The sequence below is a fragment of the Serratia sp. N21D137 genome, from assembly GCF_047530005.1.
In the GTDB taxonomy this organism is placed as follows: domain Bacteria; phylum Pseudomonadota; class Gammaproteobacteria; order Enterobacterales; family Enterobacteriaceae; genus Chania; species Chania fonticola_B.
Genome location: NZ_JBLJAJ010000023.1, coordinates 59379 through 75146, shown reverse-complemented (window position 1 = coordinate 75146; position 15768 = coordinate 59379). Strand labels below are relative to the sequence as shown.

Sequence of the window (15768 nt, the reverse complement as noted above, 5' to 3'; positions counted from 1 at the left end):
ATTTAGCAACGTCACGGGGATCATTAAAGAAAACCCATTCCACGCGGTTATCGCGCAGAATGGGTTGTAGTGAGGTAAGGGATAATTTACCGCAGGTTGGGTGCAGAGCCACGGGCTGCGCGCTGTTGCTTTTCCAACTGCATGGCTTGCAGGTCTACTGGCCGGATCAGGGTTAACGCCGCCGTTGGGCACACCTCAACACAGGCAGGCCCTGCTTCGCGCCCCTGACACAGATCGCATTTATTCGCCTGAGCACGTTGATGCGCTACACCATTGCTGCCATAACCCTGATTGACCACCACCTCCATTGCGCCATAAGGGCAAGCCACCATGCAGCTCTTGCAGCCAATACAGCGCGACTGGAGCACCTGCACGCTGCCATCCTGGTTATAAATAGCCTCGTTCGGGCAGGCATTCAGGCAAGGGGCATTTTCGCACTGGCGGCACAGCATCGGCACGCTGACGCTGAGAGTTTTCATCACCCGTAAGCGAGGATTGAAGTTTTCCGCCGTCATCGGCAACGGATTATCCCCCAGATGCGCCATCACGCAGGCGATCTCGCAGGTGCGGCAGCCAATGCACTGTTTCATATCGGCAATGACAAACTGATTCATACCGTCTCTCCTTGAGCCGCGTTAGAGCACATTGAGGTAATAACCGATGCTTTCCGCCGCCTTGCGACCTTCGGCAATGGCGGTCACGATCAGATCGGCACCGCGCACGATGTCACCACCGGCGAAAATCTTGCGGTTACTGGTTTGGTACGGATAACCCGCCACTGTGGGGGCCACCACTCGCCCTTGCCTGTCCAGCATGACGTTATGTTCTGCCAACCAGCCCATACGATGCGGGCTAAAACCAAAGGCCATGATCACCGCATCCGCCGGTACGATATGTTCCGACCCCTCAACAGGGACCGCCTGCCGCCGGCCCTGGCTGTCTGGAGCCCCCATTTCGGTTCGCCGCATCTGAATGCCGCTGACCTTACCTTCCTCATCGATGACGATGCTTAGCGGTTGCAGGTTGAACATGAATTCTGCGCCCTCTTCCCGCGCATTTTTCACTTCCTTTTTCGAACCTGGCATGCTCTTTTCATCACGCCGATAGGCACAAATCACCTGCTCAGCACCGTGACGTAATGAGGTACGGACGCAGTCCATAGCGGTATCACCGCCCCCCAGTACGATCACCCGCTTGCCCGCCATATTGACGTAAGGGCTTTGCGGGTTTTCGGCATAACCCATCAGTTGTTGGGTATTGGCGATCAAGAATGGCAAGGCGTCATACACTCCCGGCGCACCTTCATTTTCCAGGCCGGAGCGCATCGATTTATAGGTTCCCACGCCAAGGAACAGCGCGTCGTAATCATTGAGCAGGGTTTCCATCGAGATATCTTTGCCAATCTCGGTATTCAAACGGAATTCCACCCCCATATCGCTGAAGATCTCACGCCTTCTGGCCATCACGTCCTTATTCAACTTGAACGCCGGAATGCCGAAGGTCAGCAGCCCGCCAATTTCCGGGTAGCGATCGAACACCACCGGTTTGATGCCATGGCGCACCAGGATATCGGCACAGCCCAACCCCGCCGGACCCGCGCCGATAATGGCAACGCGCTTGCCGCTGTCTTTCACCGCCGACATATCAGGCCGCCAGCCCATCTCAAAGCCGTTTCGGTGATGTAGCGTTCAATGTTACCGATGGTGACGGCTCCCCCATGCTCATTGAGCGTACAGGATTGCTCGCACAGTCGGTCCTGTGGGCATACCCGGCCGCATACTTCCGGCAGGCTGCTGGTTTGGTGCGATAGCTCCGCTGCTTCCCAGATGCGCCCCTGGCTAGCCAGTTTGATCCACTGCGGGATCTGGTTATGCAACGGGCAGGTCCAGGAGCAGATACTCTGCTTGGCGCAGCTCAGGCAGCGTTCGGCCTGTTGCTGGATCTGTTGCTCATTAAAGGGTTGGTAGATTTCGGCAAAGCTGGTTTGGCGCAGCTCGAGCGGGATTTTGCTGGCTTCCAGGCGAGGTGCCCGAGGCTGTTGCAGCAGATTACGGATCGGCGTTGATTTCTTCGAGGCCTTCGCTTCCGGGTTCTGATTAGCGGCACTGCCAAACAGTTGACTATGGTGATCGCGCGCAGCAGCACGTAGCCGCTTTTCTCGCTGCTGGTCCAGCAACGTTTGGTTGTCCACCAGGCTGAGTGCATGGGTTGGGCAGGCGCGTATACAGGCGGGCTCATGGTTCAGCTCGCTGCACAGGTCGCATTTCTGGGCCTCGACCTTCTGATAGCTGTCGGCCAGGCGATGATTGGCGGGCTGCACCGTTTCGGTCACCACCGTCATCATGCCAAACGGACAAGCGACCGCACAGGCTTTGCAGCCGATGCATTTCTCCTGGCTGACCTGGATACTGGTATCACTCTGTTCAATGGCCCCGGTAGGACAAACATTGGCACAGGGCGCATCTTCGCAATGGTGGCAGAACACGGCCGTATTACCATGGGTGCCCTGAATAACCTTGACTCTCGGGGTGAAATATTCGCGCTTGCTTGGGTATGCCCCTTGATGGTGCGCGGTCACGCAGGCGACCTCGCAACTCCGGCAGCCAATGCAGGCTTCTGATTCCGCAACGATAAATTGATTCATAGGTATCCTTTCCGAACAGGCTGGCTGAAAAAACACGCTTTCGTTGACGTTATCTCCTTATCTTGGCTGGCGTAGGCAGGTGTCAGTAAGGTTATAACCATGTAAATATAGTGGTTATATTTGATCGGTTTCCATGACATTTCGCATGAAAATGGCGTAATACGCCAATCCGCTCTAAAACCAGGCAGGACAACACTTCGCTTTAATCACCCAGTGTCGTATTGGATCGCATTTACAAGGCACCTTTGGTTGTTATTTCGCCATAAATACATTAACATTATTTATATATCTATGGATTTTTTGTTGTAATTGCGCGGATTATATTCATGTAATAAATGGGGAAGCGCACGCCAGGGATGAGCAAACAAGCCAGCGGGCTGAGGTTTACGTTAAGTGTTGGCAACCTGCCAGCAGACGCTTTTGTGGTGCTGGAATTTACTCTGCATAAGCAATTCTCCAGCCCGTTCGCGCTAGAGCTTGAGGTGGCTAGCGCTAAGCCCAGCGTGGAGTTCCGTTCAATCCTGGATAATACCGCCACGCTGACGATTTGGCGTGAAACCGAGGTACAGCGAGTCGTTAATGGCATTGTCACCTCCCTCGAACAAGGGGATGCCGGACTTCATCAAACGCGTTATCGATTTAGCATTCGTCCCTCGCTCTGGCGAGCCGGGTTGGGTCACCGTTCACGTATTTTCCAGCAACAAAACTTTCTGGAAATCCTGGAAACCCTGTTAAAAGAAAACAAGATCGGCGACTATGCCCACGCGTTGCGCTATCCCCATGCCGTACGTGAGTTTTGCGTTCAATATAATGAAAGCGATCTCGATTTTATTAACCGACTGGCCGCAGAAGAAGGGATTTACTATTTCTTTGAGCACCAAAATGGCAAACATACGTTGGTATTTTCCGATGATTGCGCCGCACTGCATGACGGGCCAACGCTCCCCTATTATCCCGATCAGTCATCGACCTCGTTGGATGAACCCTGCGTCACCACCTTTAAGCGCCGGGAAAGTTTACGCCTCGCCGAAGTGCTGTTGAAAGATTACACCTTTAAAGATCCCTTATGGTTGGCAGAGTTCGGCGATGACGCCCGCGATACTGAGCATCAGCCCGGTAAGTACTTTCATTACGATTTCCCAGGGCGTTTTAAAAGCACCGAGGTGGGTAAATCTTTTGCCCGCTGGCGCATCCAGGCGCTGCGTAACGATGCTCATCAGAGCGAAGGGGCAAGCAACTGCCCGGCGCTGCAACCCGGCGTGCGCTTTACCTTGGAAAACCATCCTCTGGAGGCGCACAATACGCGTTGGCAAATCACCCAGGCTAACCATTCAGGGCAGCAACCCCAAGCGCTTGAAAGTAACACAGGCGGGACGGGAACTATCGTAACCAGCCAGTTTGCGTTTATTCCCTACGATCAGACCTGGCGCCCCGCTTTACACCCCAAGCCACGGATTGATGGTGCACAAATCGCCATTGTCACGGGGCCAGCCACTGAAGAAATCTTTTGTGATGAGTTCCGCTAATATGATTGCTCGAACCGGTGGCCCTTGGGAGAATTGCCCGGGCGCGGACAAAAATAAAGCACTAAATACTTTAACCAGTATGGCTAATCGCGGACATGCCGATGCAGACTTGATGTTTCAACAGGAGAGCGTTAAAGTTGAAAAAATTTAAGATCATTACAATAAGTTCTATTTTATTGATTTCGGGATGTAAAAACTACATACCGTATTCATATATAGACCATATAGTAGTATGACTGAAATTTACTGCACACAAAGTGGGTTTCCAACGTGTGATGATTATCGCTCTTGTGTTTCTAAAAATTACGAACGAGTAAAGTCAAAAGCTCCGATGCAACTAGGAATGGCTAGAATTATAATTACACAAGGATCTCAAAATATTATGGAGAAAAACGATTACAGTGGTTTAATAAAAAACTCCTATAATTTATTAGACCACAAGAAAACCAACGTTAAGGTTTCAACCCTCAATATTGGCGTAAGCTATTTTATTTACGCGCACAACGCCTGCGCTAACATCATCGGGGATAAAACTTATAACATCGATAGCTACATGCCACTATTGAGGGAGAAGCTTGGTGTTAAGTAACAGCCTCAAGGTTTTCAGGAACAACGCCCGCGCGACAAAAGTGTTATCTTTGTCGCCGTTGATTCATAAAGCTTTATTTTTTAATAACGTATTGGTTTATTTAGCTACGAAAAAAAATTTCACCTTAAATTCAACTCAATAGCCTTACTACGCCACCAATCAGATCTCCCCTGCTTCGTCTATAATTTAAAAAAGCTAAAAATTGGCATCCAAGGTGGACACTATGGCAGGAAAGATCACAGGTTTAAGAAGCCGCTATCCGCTACATATCCAGATTGCCGCGCTGTTTACCTTGCTGATTGTCTCCATCGGCAGCGTGATCGTGCTTTTTAGCCACAGCCAACTCAGCAAACTGACCGAGGCCAGCACCAACCGGCAGTATCAAAAAACCGGCGAAGCCATTGCTGCGGAGCTGGACTCCGTGACCCGCAGCATGAAAATGTCGGCGAAGATGTTGGCACGTATGCCAATAACAGAAGCCACCACCCTCGAGCAACGCATGGCATTTATCGGCCCGCTGATCGAGATACTCAAGCAAAATGATTATGCCAATGCGGTATACAGCGCTTACCCCAACGGCGATTTCTTTATACTACGCCGCCTCACCCCAGCCAACCGAGCTTTATTTAATGCGCCGGAAGATGCCGAATGGCTGGCGCAAAGCTACCGCTTTTTAGAGACCTCGCCCCAGGCTCAGAATATCTTTTTGGACGGTAAACAGCAGGTTATGGCGGTAAAAACCGTGCCGTATAATAATTATGATCCCCGGGAGCGTACCTGGTATCAGTTGGCAGTAAAAACTCAGCAACTGATTACCTCCCCGCTCTATACCTTCAAAGGCACCGGTGAGACCGGCTTCACCTACAGCATCCAGGCTCCAGATGGCCATGCCGTGATCGGTTTGGACGTTTCACTGGCTTCACTTTCGCTGTTTCTTCAACAAAGCCTACCGCCGGATAGCCAGGCGGCGATCATTAACTCTGCCAATGAAGCTATCGCCAGCCTGCCTGCACAAAACACCAAAAGCCAGGATGGACTGAACAGCATTGCGCACATCCCGGTACTGCAAGCGTTGCTAGATCTCCATCACGGCGCAAGCGGCCTATTTACGGCACAAGGGCAGAGCTGGTTTGGAGCCGTTGTGGAGCTTAAGGGGCAAAGCCAAGGCTACCAGTTGGTGATTGCCACGCCCTCGGCCTATCTGACCGCTGATGCCAACGCCATCCGCAACCGCTCGACCCTGATCGCCTTTGCGTTGCTGCTGCTCGGCCTGCCGCTGGTCTGGTATTTCTCCCTACGTATTTCACGGCCGCTGATCCGCCTGCGCCAGGATGCCGACGCCATCAGCAATCTGCATTTTGATGAGCGGGCGGAGGAACGCTCGGTGATTGAAGAAGTGGACGACCTGCACAAAGCCATGTCCAAAATGAAGCTGACGCTCAAGCAGTTTATCTCGATGGGCAGCCTGTTATCCACCAAGGATAATTTCCCGCAGCAGATGCAGGGCTTGCTCAATGAAACCAGCAAAATCGCGAACATGAGCGGCGGCATTATTTTCCTGTCAGACAAAACGCCCGGCTGCTTTTCACCCATAGCCTGCAACTGGGCTGGAAAAGAGGTGGCCTGTTCGGAGGTGGCATCGTTGCAGTTTGATCCACAACATTTCAGCGCGTTTTGGCAGATCCTGGAGGGTAAAACCGTTGCCGGAGTCTTTACCAACGAGAATATCCCCAGCCAACTGCACACCATCTTTGGTTCCCATTTGCCGCTGCACTATGTGGCTGTCCCGATGCAAACGCATGATCGGGAACTGATGGGGTTCTTACTGCTGCTTAATCCTGCCGAAGCTGGTCCGGAACATGGGCAAGCCAAAGTCCAGCTGATTAATGCTCTGGTGGGCAGCTTATCGGTAGCAATAGAGACGCAATATCTGCTGCAAGAGCAAAAGCATCTGATGGGAGCCTTTATTCAGTTAATCGCCGGAGCGATCGACGCCAAGAGCGCCTATACCGGCGGCCATTGCCAGCGCGTACCGGTCATTACCAAGATGCTGGCCAAGGCAGCGGTTGAGGCTAAACAAGGGCCGTTCGCCGATTTTACCCTTTCCGCCAATGAGTGGGAGGAACTGCATACCGCCTGCTGGCTGCACGACTGCGGGAAAATCACTACGCCGGAGGCCATAGTGGATAAGGCCACCAAGCTGGAGATGATTTACGACCGTATTCACGAGGTGCGGATGCGCTTTGAGGTGCTGAAGCGGGATAAAGAGGTTAGCTTCCTGCGCAAACACGCTACGATCGCCGCTACCGAGCAGGAAGAACAATGGCTACGCGATGAGCTGCAGCAGTTGGATGAAGATTTCTATTTTATTGCACAGTGTAATATCGGTGGCGAATTCCTGTCTGACAGCGCGCTCGCACGCATTCAACAAATCGCACAATATCAATGGACCCGCACTCTGGATGATACCGCAGGCGTGGCACGGGAAGAATTGGCGCGTAAAAACCGCCGCCCTGCCGTCCCCTTACCTACTCAGGAACCACTGCTGGCGGATAAAGAAGAACATATCATCTACCGCGACGAGAAAAGCCATCTGCCTGAAAGCTATCACTTCAAACTCAAGGAGCCGACCTTACTCTATAACCACGGGGAGATTTACAATCTGGGTATCCGCAGAGGCACCCTGAGTGAGGAGGAGCGCTATAAAATCAACGAGCACATAATGCAGACTATCATCATGTTGGAAAAACTGCCGTTCCCACGCACCATGGCCAACGTGGCGGTAATTGCCGGTGGCCATCATGAACGCATGGATGGTAAAGGCTACCCTTACCAGTTAACCCACCAACAGATGAGCATTCCGGTGCGTATGATGGCGATCGCCGACGTGTTTGAAGCCCTGACGGCCGCCGATCGGCCTTATAAACCGGGCAAGCTGTTATCAGAGGCACTCAATATCTTGGTCAGCATGGCGAATGAAAATCATCTGGACCGCGAATTGATGATCCTGTTCCTGGAGTCTGGTATTTGGTATGACTACGCGCAGAGCTATTTGCAAGCCGATAAAATAGACACCGTCGATATCCCCGCACTGTTACGCAAACTTGAAATACCCGATTGCCAACCGACGAACTGATACCCAGCAGCTTCACGACATAGGGGCGCAGCGGCGCCCCCGCCGTCTAACATCTCGCTATTTTTTCTGCCGTTGCGCCTCAAACCACACGCCGCATTGGGAGAAGAGCAACGTATTACGATCTTTCACCAACACGTTATCACCGGGAACCCCTTCAGTCCCCTGATCGGTGATCCCCGGTACGGTGACATCCTGATGCTGAATGATGACTCGCTGCACCGAAGGCGTACTGATACCCAAAATCGGGAAATCGACGTACCAATTATCGCCCGAGTTATCTTCCACAAACTCTTGCGCCTCTACCGTGGTGGTGATCGCCCCCTGATTGATCAGTTGCTGTTCATGCCAGGTAAAGCCGTCTGCTTTATAGTTGATACTATTACCGACCAACTGCTGTGCCTGCTTTTCATCCCAGCAGCCCACGGTTTGGGTGGGAATGATCTTGGTCACGCTCCAGTTGCCGATTAACGCCGATGGGATCGGGGCTGGGGCGTTTTGTGCTGCCCAGGCTGTGGGCAACGACAGCACCAGCAGCGCAGCCAATGGCAAGATTCTTTTACTCAGGGCAAGGTATCGCATGGTACGGCTCCTTAGAGTGCTGCAAGTCTATCAATTACAGTGACCAATCTGTCTATGACTTTACCTAAGCCATTGGCCTTTCAGCAAGCGGTGTTAACGTGGAATTAGCGGCCACCAACGTTGTTCATCATCCCGCTGCTGCCACTGCGTCTCCCCGCTGAGTGCCAAACGCCGGTCTTGCAGATAACGATATTCGCGGCGAGCCGCTTCCAGCAGGCTGAAATCCAGCTCTGCCTGCACTATTCCCGGCTCGCGCCCCAGTCTGGCCACCTCACGCCCCAAGGGATCAACAACCAGGCTTTCGCCAGCAAACTGCATCCCACATCCATGCCCGGCGCGGTTGGCCATCGCCACAAACATCTGATTATCCTGAGCGCGAGCCAGCAAAGCGTTACGATGCACGTGACCATAGGGATCCATATTGCCATCGGTAACCAGCAACAGATCGCACCCCATCAGAGCCAACGCTCGTGATGCCTCTGGGAATTCGATGTCGTAGCAGATCAGTAAACCAATACGCCGCCCCCGCCACAGCCCGCAGACCAGGCGATCGCCCGCTTGCGCTTCGGCGCGTTCATTGGTCCATAAATGGCTTTTGCGATAATGCAGATAGATGCCCTGCTCCGGTGTGATCAGCACCGAGCTGTTGAACAGTTGCGTGCCATCCTGCTCAAGAAAACCCACGGCGACGGCAATCCCCTTACGCTGGCTTGCCGCCACCACTTGCGCGAGTTCCGGGCCTTGCAGTTGCAGCGCGTAGTCCGTATTGCCATCAGGATGGGTAAAGCCGGTAAGCTGCGTTTCTGGCAACACCAACAGGTCGGTTTGGCCGCTGCAACGTTCAATCTGCGCCAGCACGGCGGCCAGGTTATAGGCAATGTCCCCTTCACGGCAGGTAAATTGGGCCAAGGTTATCCGCATTGATTACTCCTTTTAAGTCGAACAATGTTTTTACCTGTTATAACCACTGGCTGGCAAGTCACTGTTAACGGAGACAATCAATAAACGGCAGCGTTATTCCTCCGGATGATAGCCATTGAAGTAGAGATTCAGCAGCACCGCCGCCACCGAAGAAAGCAAAATGCCGCTGTGCAGCAAAGGTTGCAGGCTCGCTGGCATCTGGGTAAAGAAATCAGCCGCTACGATCGGGATCATGCCAAGCCCCAGGCTGATGGCGACAATATAGGCATTATAACGATTGGTATTGAAGTTGACCCTGGTCAGGATCTTGATGCCGGTAGACAGCACCATACCAAACATCACGATACCTGCGCCCCCCAAGACAAACTGCGGGATCGAGGCCACCAGAATAGACATTTTGGGGATCAGGCCAAACAGTACCAGAATCAAACCTGCCATCACGCATACCCAGCGGCTGGACACCTGAGTAACGCTGACCAAGCCAATATTCTGGGAGAATGAAGTATGCGGGAACGAATTGAAAATACCGCCGATAACGGTTCCCAGGCCGTCAACACGCAACCCGCGTACCACGTCCTGCTTGGTGGTTGGGCGGCCGACAATTTCCCCCAGCGCCATAAACATGCCCATCGATTCAGTAAATACGATCAGCATGACGATCGTCAGGGTGATAATCGAAGCCGGATCAAAGGTGGGCCAACCGAAGGCAAAGGGGCCACGATGGCAAACCAGGCGGCATCATCCAGGCCAGCAAAGCTGACTTCTCCCATCAGCAGCGCCACCACAAAACCGAAGCCAATCCCCAACAGCACGGAAATATTAGAGATAAAGCCTTTGCTAAACCGGGTGATTAGCAAAATAAAAATCAGCACCAGCAACGAGACGCCAATATAGGCTGGGTTACCGTAGTTGGCATTGCCCCTGCCCCCGGCAGCCCAATCTATCCCGACCCGCACGATGCTCAGGCCGATGGAAGTGATCACAATCCCCGTCACCAGGGTTGGGAACAGCGGCATCAAACGGCCTACCAACGGCACCAGCAACGTGGTGATAATTCCAGCCGCAATAGTGGCACCAAAGATACCGGTCAGGCCGATTTCGGGGTTGGCACCGATGGCCAACATCGGCGTGACGGCTGCGAAGGTGACGGACATGATGACGGGCAACCGAATACCCGCAAAGCGCCCCATACCGATGCATTGCAATAGCGTCACCACGCCACAGCAAAACAGATCGGAGCTGATCAGATAAGCAATCTGCAGCTTATCCAACCCCAGGCTGCCGCCGATCATCAATGGGACGGCAACCGCCCCCGCATACATCACCAGGACATGCTGAAGCCCCAAGGTAAAAAGATGGACAATGGGTAAAATCTCTTCAACTTTATCAATCGATTTTTCAGTCGCCCGCGCCTTTTCGCCGGGCAAAATAGTATTCAAGTTGGTCATGGAACCTCACTCCTGTACGGCCTTGATCAGGTTGTCATTCCTGATGGCTACGATTCGAGGGCACAGCCTGATAACCCCCCTGATAATGGATGTACGGCACGAGTTCGGGGCATGCATATTGTGTGCAGAGTGGGCGGATCTCAGGTGGTATTGTGCGGGGGAGTGTTTTAAATGCGAAAACCATCACAGATGAGGCTTAATTTCTTTCGATTTAATTAACATTATATTGGAAAAAAATAACATTCATCATCGACGAAAATGACGCGATTGATAAAATTACCAATATGATTCGTCTCAATTTGAGATCCCACCTCTGTACCCAGCCGATAAACCGATAGCAGCGACATGTTGCAATTTTGGTTGGCAAAATCTGCCACCGGTTGCTAATTCTTTGATTGCCCGTCATTCCCGGGTTTCCACAGCCAACCAGAGGTGCGCTATCAAAAGTAACAAGCCGATAACCATATAGAAATGGTCAATAATTGACCTATTTTTGGTTTATTTATGAGCGGTAGCTGTGTATATTACCACCACTCAGAAGGAATGAGTCAGGCGATCCGGCCACTCCATTACAGGGATAGACGTTCAGTTGCTCTTTCAGAAATCTTTTATGCTTAAATTTTTTGCTGTATTTCTCACTTGCTCAGCTTTTTGCATGAGCTTTTCCGCTTCAGCCAGTTCCGGCCACAATAATACTCAGGAGCTAAAAAAAATCCTGTCGCATTATGACCGATGGGAGGGAGTACGTTACAAATTCGGGGGTAACTCGCGCAAAGGCATCGACTGTTCAGCCTATATGCAGCGCGTGTTTCAAGATGAATTTGCCGTCAGCTTGCCACGCAGCACCGGTGAACAAATGAAACTGGGCTCGCGCGTAGCTAAAAGCGAGTTAAACACTGGCGATCTGGTGTTTTTCAAAACCTCATCCCGTCAGCGCCACGTCGGCGTTTATATCGGAGAGGGTGAGTTTGTTCACGCCTCTACCAGTAAGGGCGTCACCGTTTCCAGCCTGGATAACCAATACTGGGGCGCACGTTACGAACTGGCCCGACGTATCAATGGCAGCGATGCATAAACCTGCCCACCTGGCCAAACCGCCGGTCACCACACCGGCGGCCAAGGCGAGGATCACAGCTTCTTGCGGTTACGGCGCATATCGATAGCCACAGCGGCCACGATGATCATGCCTTTGATAATGTCCTGAATGTAGGAATCCACACCGATAAAGGTAAAGCCACTTTTGATCAGGCCGAGGATCACCGCGCCGATCAGCGTGCCGGTAATGCGCCCCACTCCGCCCATCAGGCTACTGCCACCGATGACCGCGGCGGCAATGGCGTCCAACTCATAAGACACCCCCATGCTCGACTGCCCGCTACTGACTCGTGCCGCCAGCACCACGCCCGCTAATCCTGCCAACCCACCCGCAATGGTGTAGACCGTCACCAGGTATTTATTGACGTTGATCCCAGAGACCCTGGCCGAGGTCATATTGCCGCCGATGGCATACACGTATTTGCCATAACGGGTGTGCTTCAGGGCGATATGGAAAATCACCGCCACCACCAGGAAGATAATCACCGGCATGGCACCCTGGCCAATCGAGGTAAAACCGTCCGACAGGAAACTGACCGGGTTACCTTTGGTATAATACTGTGCCAAACCACGGGCAGAAACCATCATCCCCAAGGTGGCGATAAACGGCGGAATACCGGTGCGGGTGATCAAGAACCCGTTGATAAACCCGCAAATAATACCTACTCCAATCCCGGCCCCGATGGGGATCGCGGCGGGCAGGTCCAGCAGGCCCGGATACATTGGCGAAATGCTTTCGGAGGTTTGCGCCAGGCTGGCCGCCACCACCGCCGTCAGGGCAATCAAAGAGCCAGAGGAGAGATCGATACCGGTGGTAATGATGACCTGAGTTACACCAACAGCAATGATGCCGATAATCGCCACCTGCAAAATGATCAACAGCAGGCGGTTCGGGTTAAGCAGGAATGACTGATCGCGCACGTACCAGCCCAGCATTTCAAAAATCAGCGCGATACCGATCATAACGATAAAGATGCCGGTATCTTTCGGCAACTTGCCGCTGAAACCGGCAAACGGCGAGACTTTGACTGGCTGAGTTTCCACTTTGACGTTATTCATTGTGTTTTACCTTTGCGTTATTCCGAGGCCAACGCCATGATTTTTTCCTGGTCTGCTTCATCTTTATCCAGGATCCCCGTAATGCGTCCGGCGTGCATCACCATCACGCGATCGCTCATGCCGAGTATTTCCGGCAGTTCAGACGAAACCAAAATAATGGCGACGCCGCGGTGCGCCAATTCGCTGATCAGGCGATAAATTTCTGCCTTGGCCCCCACATCGATACCGCGCGTGGGTTCATCCAGGATCAGGACCTTCGGCTGCGCCAATAGCCAGCGGGCAATCAAGACCTTCTGCTGATTGCCGCCGCTGAGGTTATTGATAATCTGGTCCATCGTCAGGGTTTTAATATTGAGTTTGCTGATTTGCTCCATGCAGTCTTTGGCCATTTGCGTCTGGCTGACAAACCCGTTTTTGCTGGTATAGGCGGAAAGGTTGACGATGCTCATGTTCTCCACCACCGACAGCACCAGAAACAGACCAGACTTTTTACGGTCTTCAGTCAGGAATGCCAGCCCCTGCTCGATGGCCTTGGAGGGGGAGTCTATTGTTACCGGCAAGCCTTCAATATAAATCTCGCCCCCCTCAGCCGGATGCATGCCAAACAGGCTCTCCATCACTTCGCTGCGCCCAGCTCCCACCAGCCCGGCAACCCCGAGGATTTCCCCGCGCTTAACCGCAAAGGAGATATCCTGGAACCAGCCGCTGCGCCGTAGCCCGGCCACACGCAACACCTCTTCACCGATATTGTTATTGAACTTGGGGAACATCTGGGTCAGCTCGCGCCCCACCATCATGGTGATCAGCGACTGTTTGGTCAGGTTTTCGGTTTTATCACTGGCGATCGAGGTGCCATCACGGAAGATGCTGACCTCGTCGGTGATGGCAAAGATCTCATCCATTTTGTGGCTGATATAGATAATGCCTTTGCCCTGCTGCTTCAGTTCACGAATGATCGCAAACAGATGCACCACTTCCCCTTCCGTTAATGCCGAGGTCGGCTCATCCATGATCAATACGTCGGCGTTATAAGACACCGCCTTGGCAATCTCGACCATCTGTTGGTTGGCGATGCTCAGCGTGCCCAGTTGGGTTTCCGGGTCTAATTTAATCTTGAGATGCGCCAACAGTTCGCGGGTTTTACGGTTTAATTCCTCGTGATTGACAAAACCCAGCTTGGCGGGTTCACGCCCCAGCCAGATATTTTCTGCCACCGTCATATGCGGCACCAGATTCAGTTCCTGGTGGATCATGGAGATGCCCGAGTGCAAGGCCGCCTGCGTATCGTTAAACGTCACCGGCTGCCCTTTGACCTTGATGGTGCCGGCATCGGGCCGATAAATACCGATTAAGCACTTCATCAACGTGGATTTACCGGCACCGTTTTCCCCCATTAACGCATGCACGCTGCCCGGTTTGATCTTGAGCGACACGTTATCCAACGCCTTAACGCCCGGGAACTGCTTGCTGATGCCTTCCGCCTCCAGCACATAAGGATACATACTGATAACCTCCGCCGTTATCCTGCCGATCACTGTGAACGATGTCCCGTACCCTTGGGCAAAGGGCCGGTTGGTCATTACTTTTTATTCTTGTCGGCAAAGTCCTGGTAATTGGCTTTGGTGATCAGTTGGTAAGGGATCATGACGCTGTTTTCAACCTTCTCACCCTTGACCAGTTGAATGGCGGTTTGCACGGCGCCCTCCCCCTGACCTTTGGCATCCTGGAAGATGCTGAGGCTCAAATCTCCCTTCTTGATAAACTCCAGGGCATCTGGCGTACCGTCCACTCCCGCTACCAGCACACCGGTTTTCTTCGCCTGCTTCAGCGCCAAAATGGCACCGATCGCCATTTCATCGTTGTTGGAAGCGATGGCATCAATCTGCTGGCCGGAGAGGATCCAGTCGGTCGTCACATCAACCGCCTCTTTGCGGAAAAACTTGGCGGTTTGCTTATCGATGATATGAATATTCGGATATTGGGCCACCACTTCCTCAACGCCGCGGGTCCGATCACGGGTGGCTTCACTGGAAAGCTCACCGAGCAGGATCATCACGTTGCCCTTACCGTTCATCAACTTGGCCAGTTCCTCCATCTGCAGCTTGCCCGCCAGTTTGGAATCTGAACCTACGTAAGCCATACCGGCTGGCAGCGTGGCTTCTGGCCGACGGTTGACGAACACCAGTGGAATATGGGCGTTCTCCGCCAGCTTGATCATTGGCTTGACGCCCTGGGTATCCACCGGGTTAAGGATGATGGCGTCGACCCCTTGGCTGACAAAGTTCTCTATCTGCTGGATCTGCTGCGCGATATCGCCTTTGGCATCTTCAAACTGGCCCCTGACGTTACCTTCCTGCTTCATTTTGTTTTGCATGGATTGGCGCAGGATGGTCAGGAAGTTGTCATCAAAATAGGCCATCGACACGCCGATCTTGATATCTTTGGCTAACACCGAGGCTGGCAGCATGCACATCAGTAGCGAGGTGACGATCAATTTCTTCAGCTTCATGTTCTGTACCCTTTAATTGTTAGAATGAAGAGGCCTGTTGATTTGACGACTAATGAAAAATATTTTTTACATTCAAACAACAACCCGCTCGTTATTATCGTCTTAAAACCCTGTTCCGCGCGGTATCTCATCAGTTAATACTGGTTATGAGATGCTTGGGGATAATTAAAAATAATCATTAAAACAATGCATTGAAATGGACTCCTGATGTGACTGTTAAACATCCCACACAGATATCAAACGTTTATTTCAAAAATGAGAC

General features: G+C 52.4%; 9 protein-coding genes and 3 pseudogenes. 3 read left to right on the top strand and 9 right to left on the bottom strand.

All coding sequences use genetic code 11. The annotated features are described in order from the left end of the window. Positions 1 to 86 precede the first annotated feature (86 nt). The 3 genes and pseudogenes from ACMV5H_RS17815 to ACMV5H_RS17805 all read right to left on the bottom strand — a co-directional run. The gene (locus ACMV5H_RS17815) at positions 87 to 614 is read right to left on the bottom strand and encodes a 4Fe-4S dicluster domain-containing protein (protein ID WP_179250470.1); all 528 of its coding nucleotides are present in this window, start codon (positions 612 to 614) and stop codon (positions 87 to 89) included. A 21-nt stretch (positions 615 to 635) separates the two neighbouring features. Further along, positions 636 to 2020: pseudogene (locus ACMV5H_RS17810) on the bottom strand (FAD-dependent oxidoreductase). Positions 2021 to 2245: 225 nt separating this feature from the next. Then, positions 2246 to 2644: pseudogene (locus ACMV5H_RS17805) on the bottom strand (4Fe-4S binding protein); the annotation flags it as partial. Positions 2645 to 3000: 356 nt separating this feature from the next. Here ACMV5H_RS17805 and tssI point away from each other — a divergent pair. After that, the gene (gene tssI, locus ACMV5H_RS17800) at positions 3001 to 4170 is read left to right on the top strand and encodes a type VI secretion system tip protein TssI/VgrG (protein ID WP_414822232.1); all 1170 of its coding nucleotides are present in this window, start codon (positions 3001 to 3003) and stop codon (positions 4168 to 4170) included. Positions 4171 to 4982: 812 nt separating this feature from the next. Next, entirely contained in the window at positions 4983 to 7895 is a 2913-nt protein-coding gene (locus ACMV5H_RS17795) for an HD domain-containing phosphohydrolase (RefSeq protein WP_414822231.1), read from the top strand. Positions 7896 to 7952: 57 nt separating this feature from the next. On the opposite strand, the gene ACMV5H_RS17790 is transcribed toward ACMV5H_RS17795, so the two are convergent. From ACMV5H_RS17790 to ACMV5H_RS17780, 3 genes and pseudogenes are all read right to left on the bottom strand, one after another. After that, positions 7953 to 8474 carry a hypothetical protein gene (locus ACMV5H_RS17790; RefSeq protein ID WP_021806737.1) on the bottom strand — a complete coding sequence of 174 codons (522 nt, stop codon included), beginning with the start codon at positions 8472 to 8474 and terminating at the stop codon, positions 7953 to 7955. Between the two features lie 93 nt (positions 8475 to 8567). Beyond that, positions 8568 to 9395, bottom strand: coding sequence for a carbon-nitrogen hydrolase family protein (locus ACMV5H_RS17785; protein ID WP_414822230.1), 828 nt, complete (start codon positions 9393 to 9395; stop codon positions 8568 to 8570). Positions 9396 to 9488: 93 nt separating this feature from the next. After that, a pseudogene (locus tag ACMV5H_RS17780) lies at positions 9489 to 10843 on the bottom strand (nucleobase:cation symporter-2 family protein). A 655-nt stretch (positions 10844 to 11498) separates the two neighbouring features. Between ACMV5H_RS17780 and ACMV5H_RS17775 the strand changes: the two are divergent. After that, positions 11499 to 11918 carry an NlpC/P60 family protein gene (locus ACMV5H_RS17775; protein ID WP_021181078.1) on the top strand — a complete coding sequence of 140 codons (420 nt, stop codon included), beginning with the start codon at positions 11499 to 11501 and terminating at the stop codon, positions 11916 to 11918. A 53-nt stretch (positions 11919 to 11971) separates the two neighbouring features. Here ACMV5H_RS17775 and ACMV5H_RS17770 read toward each other — a convergent pair whose 3' ends face one another. From ACMV5H_RS17770 to ACMV5H_RS17760, 3 genes are all read right to left on the bottom strand, one after another. Continuing rightward, entirely contained in the window at positions 11972 to 12997 is a 1026-nt protein-coding gene (locus ACMV5H_RS17770; RefSeq protein ID WP_115158004.1) for an ABC transporter permease, read from the bottom strand. Positions 12998 to 13014: 17 nt separating this feature from the next. Continuing rightward, positions 13015 to 14499 (bottom strand): sugar ABC transporter ATP-binding protein, encoded by a 1485-nt coding sequence (locus ACMV5H_RS17765; RefSeq protein WP_414822229.1) that lies wholly within the window; start codon positions 14497 to 14499, stop codon positions 13015 to 13017. A gap of 77 nt (positions 14500 to 14576) precedes the next feature. After that, on the bottom strand, positions 14577 to 15506 hold the full coding sequence (locus tag ACMV5H_RS17760; protein WP_115158006.1) for a sugar ABC transporter substrate-binding protein: 930 nt from the start codon (positions 15504 to 15506) through the stop codon (positions 14577 to 14579). Between the last annotated feature and the right edge of the window lie 262 nt (positions 15507 to 15768).

Bases quoted from the DNA above. Each gene is read 5' to 3' on its own strand.
- ACMV5H_RS17815 (WP_179250470.1), bottom strand. From the start codon at position 614: ATGAATCAGTTTGTCATTGCCGATATGAAACAGTGCATTGGCTGCCGC.
- tssI (WP_414822232.1), top strand. From the start codon at position 3,001: ATGAGCAAACAAGCCAGCGGGCTGAGGTTTACGTTAAGTGTTGGCAAC.
- ACMV5H_RS17795 (WP_414822231.1), top strand. From the start codon at position 4,983: ATGGCAGGAAAGATCACAGGTTTAAGAAGCCGCTATCCGCTACATATC.
- ACMV5H_RS17790 (WP_021806737.1), bottom strand. From the start codon at position 8,474: ATGCGATACCTTGCCCTGAGTAAAAGAATCTTGCCATTGGCTGCGCTG.
- ACMV5H_RS17785 (WP_414822230.1), bottom strand. From the start codon at position 9,395: ATGCGGATAACCTTGGCCCAATTTACCTGCCGTGAAGGGGACATTGCC.
- ACMV5H_RS17775 (WP_021181078.1), top strand. From the start codon at position 11,499: ATGAGCTTTTCCGCTTCAGCCAGTTCCGGCCACAATAATACTCAGGAG.
- ACMV5H_RS17770 (WP_115158004.1), bottom strand. From the start codon at position 12,997: ATGAATAACGTCAAAGTGGAAACTCAGCCAGTCAAAGTCTCGCCGTTT.
- ACMV5H_RS17765 (WP_414822229.1), bottom strand. From the start codon at position 14,499: ATGTATCCTTATGTGCTGGAGGCGGAAGGCATCAGCAAGCAGTTCCCG.
- ACMV5H_RS17760 (WP_115158006.1), bottom strand. From the start codon at position 15,506: ATGAAGCTGAAGAAATTGATCGTCACCTCGCTACTGATGTGCATGCTG.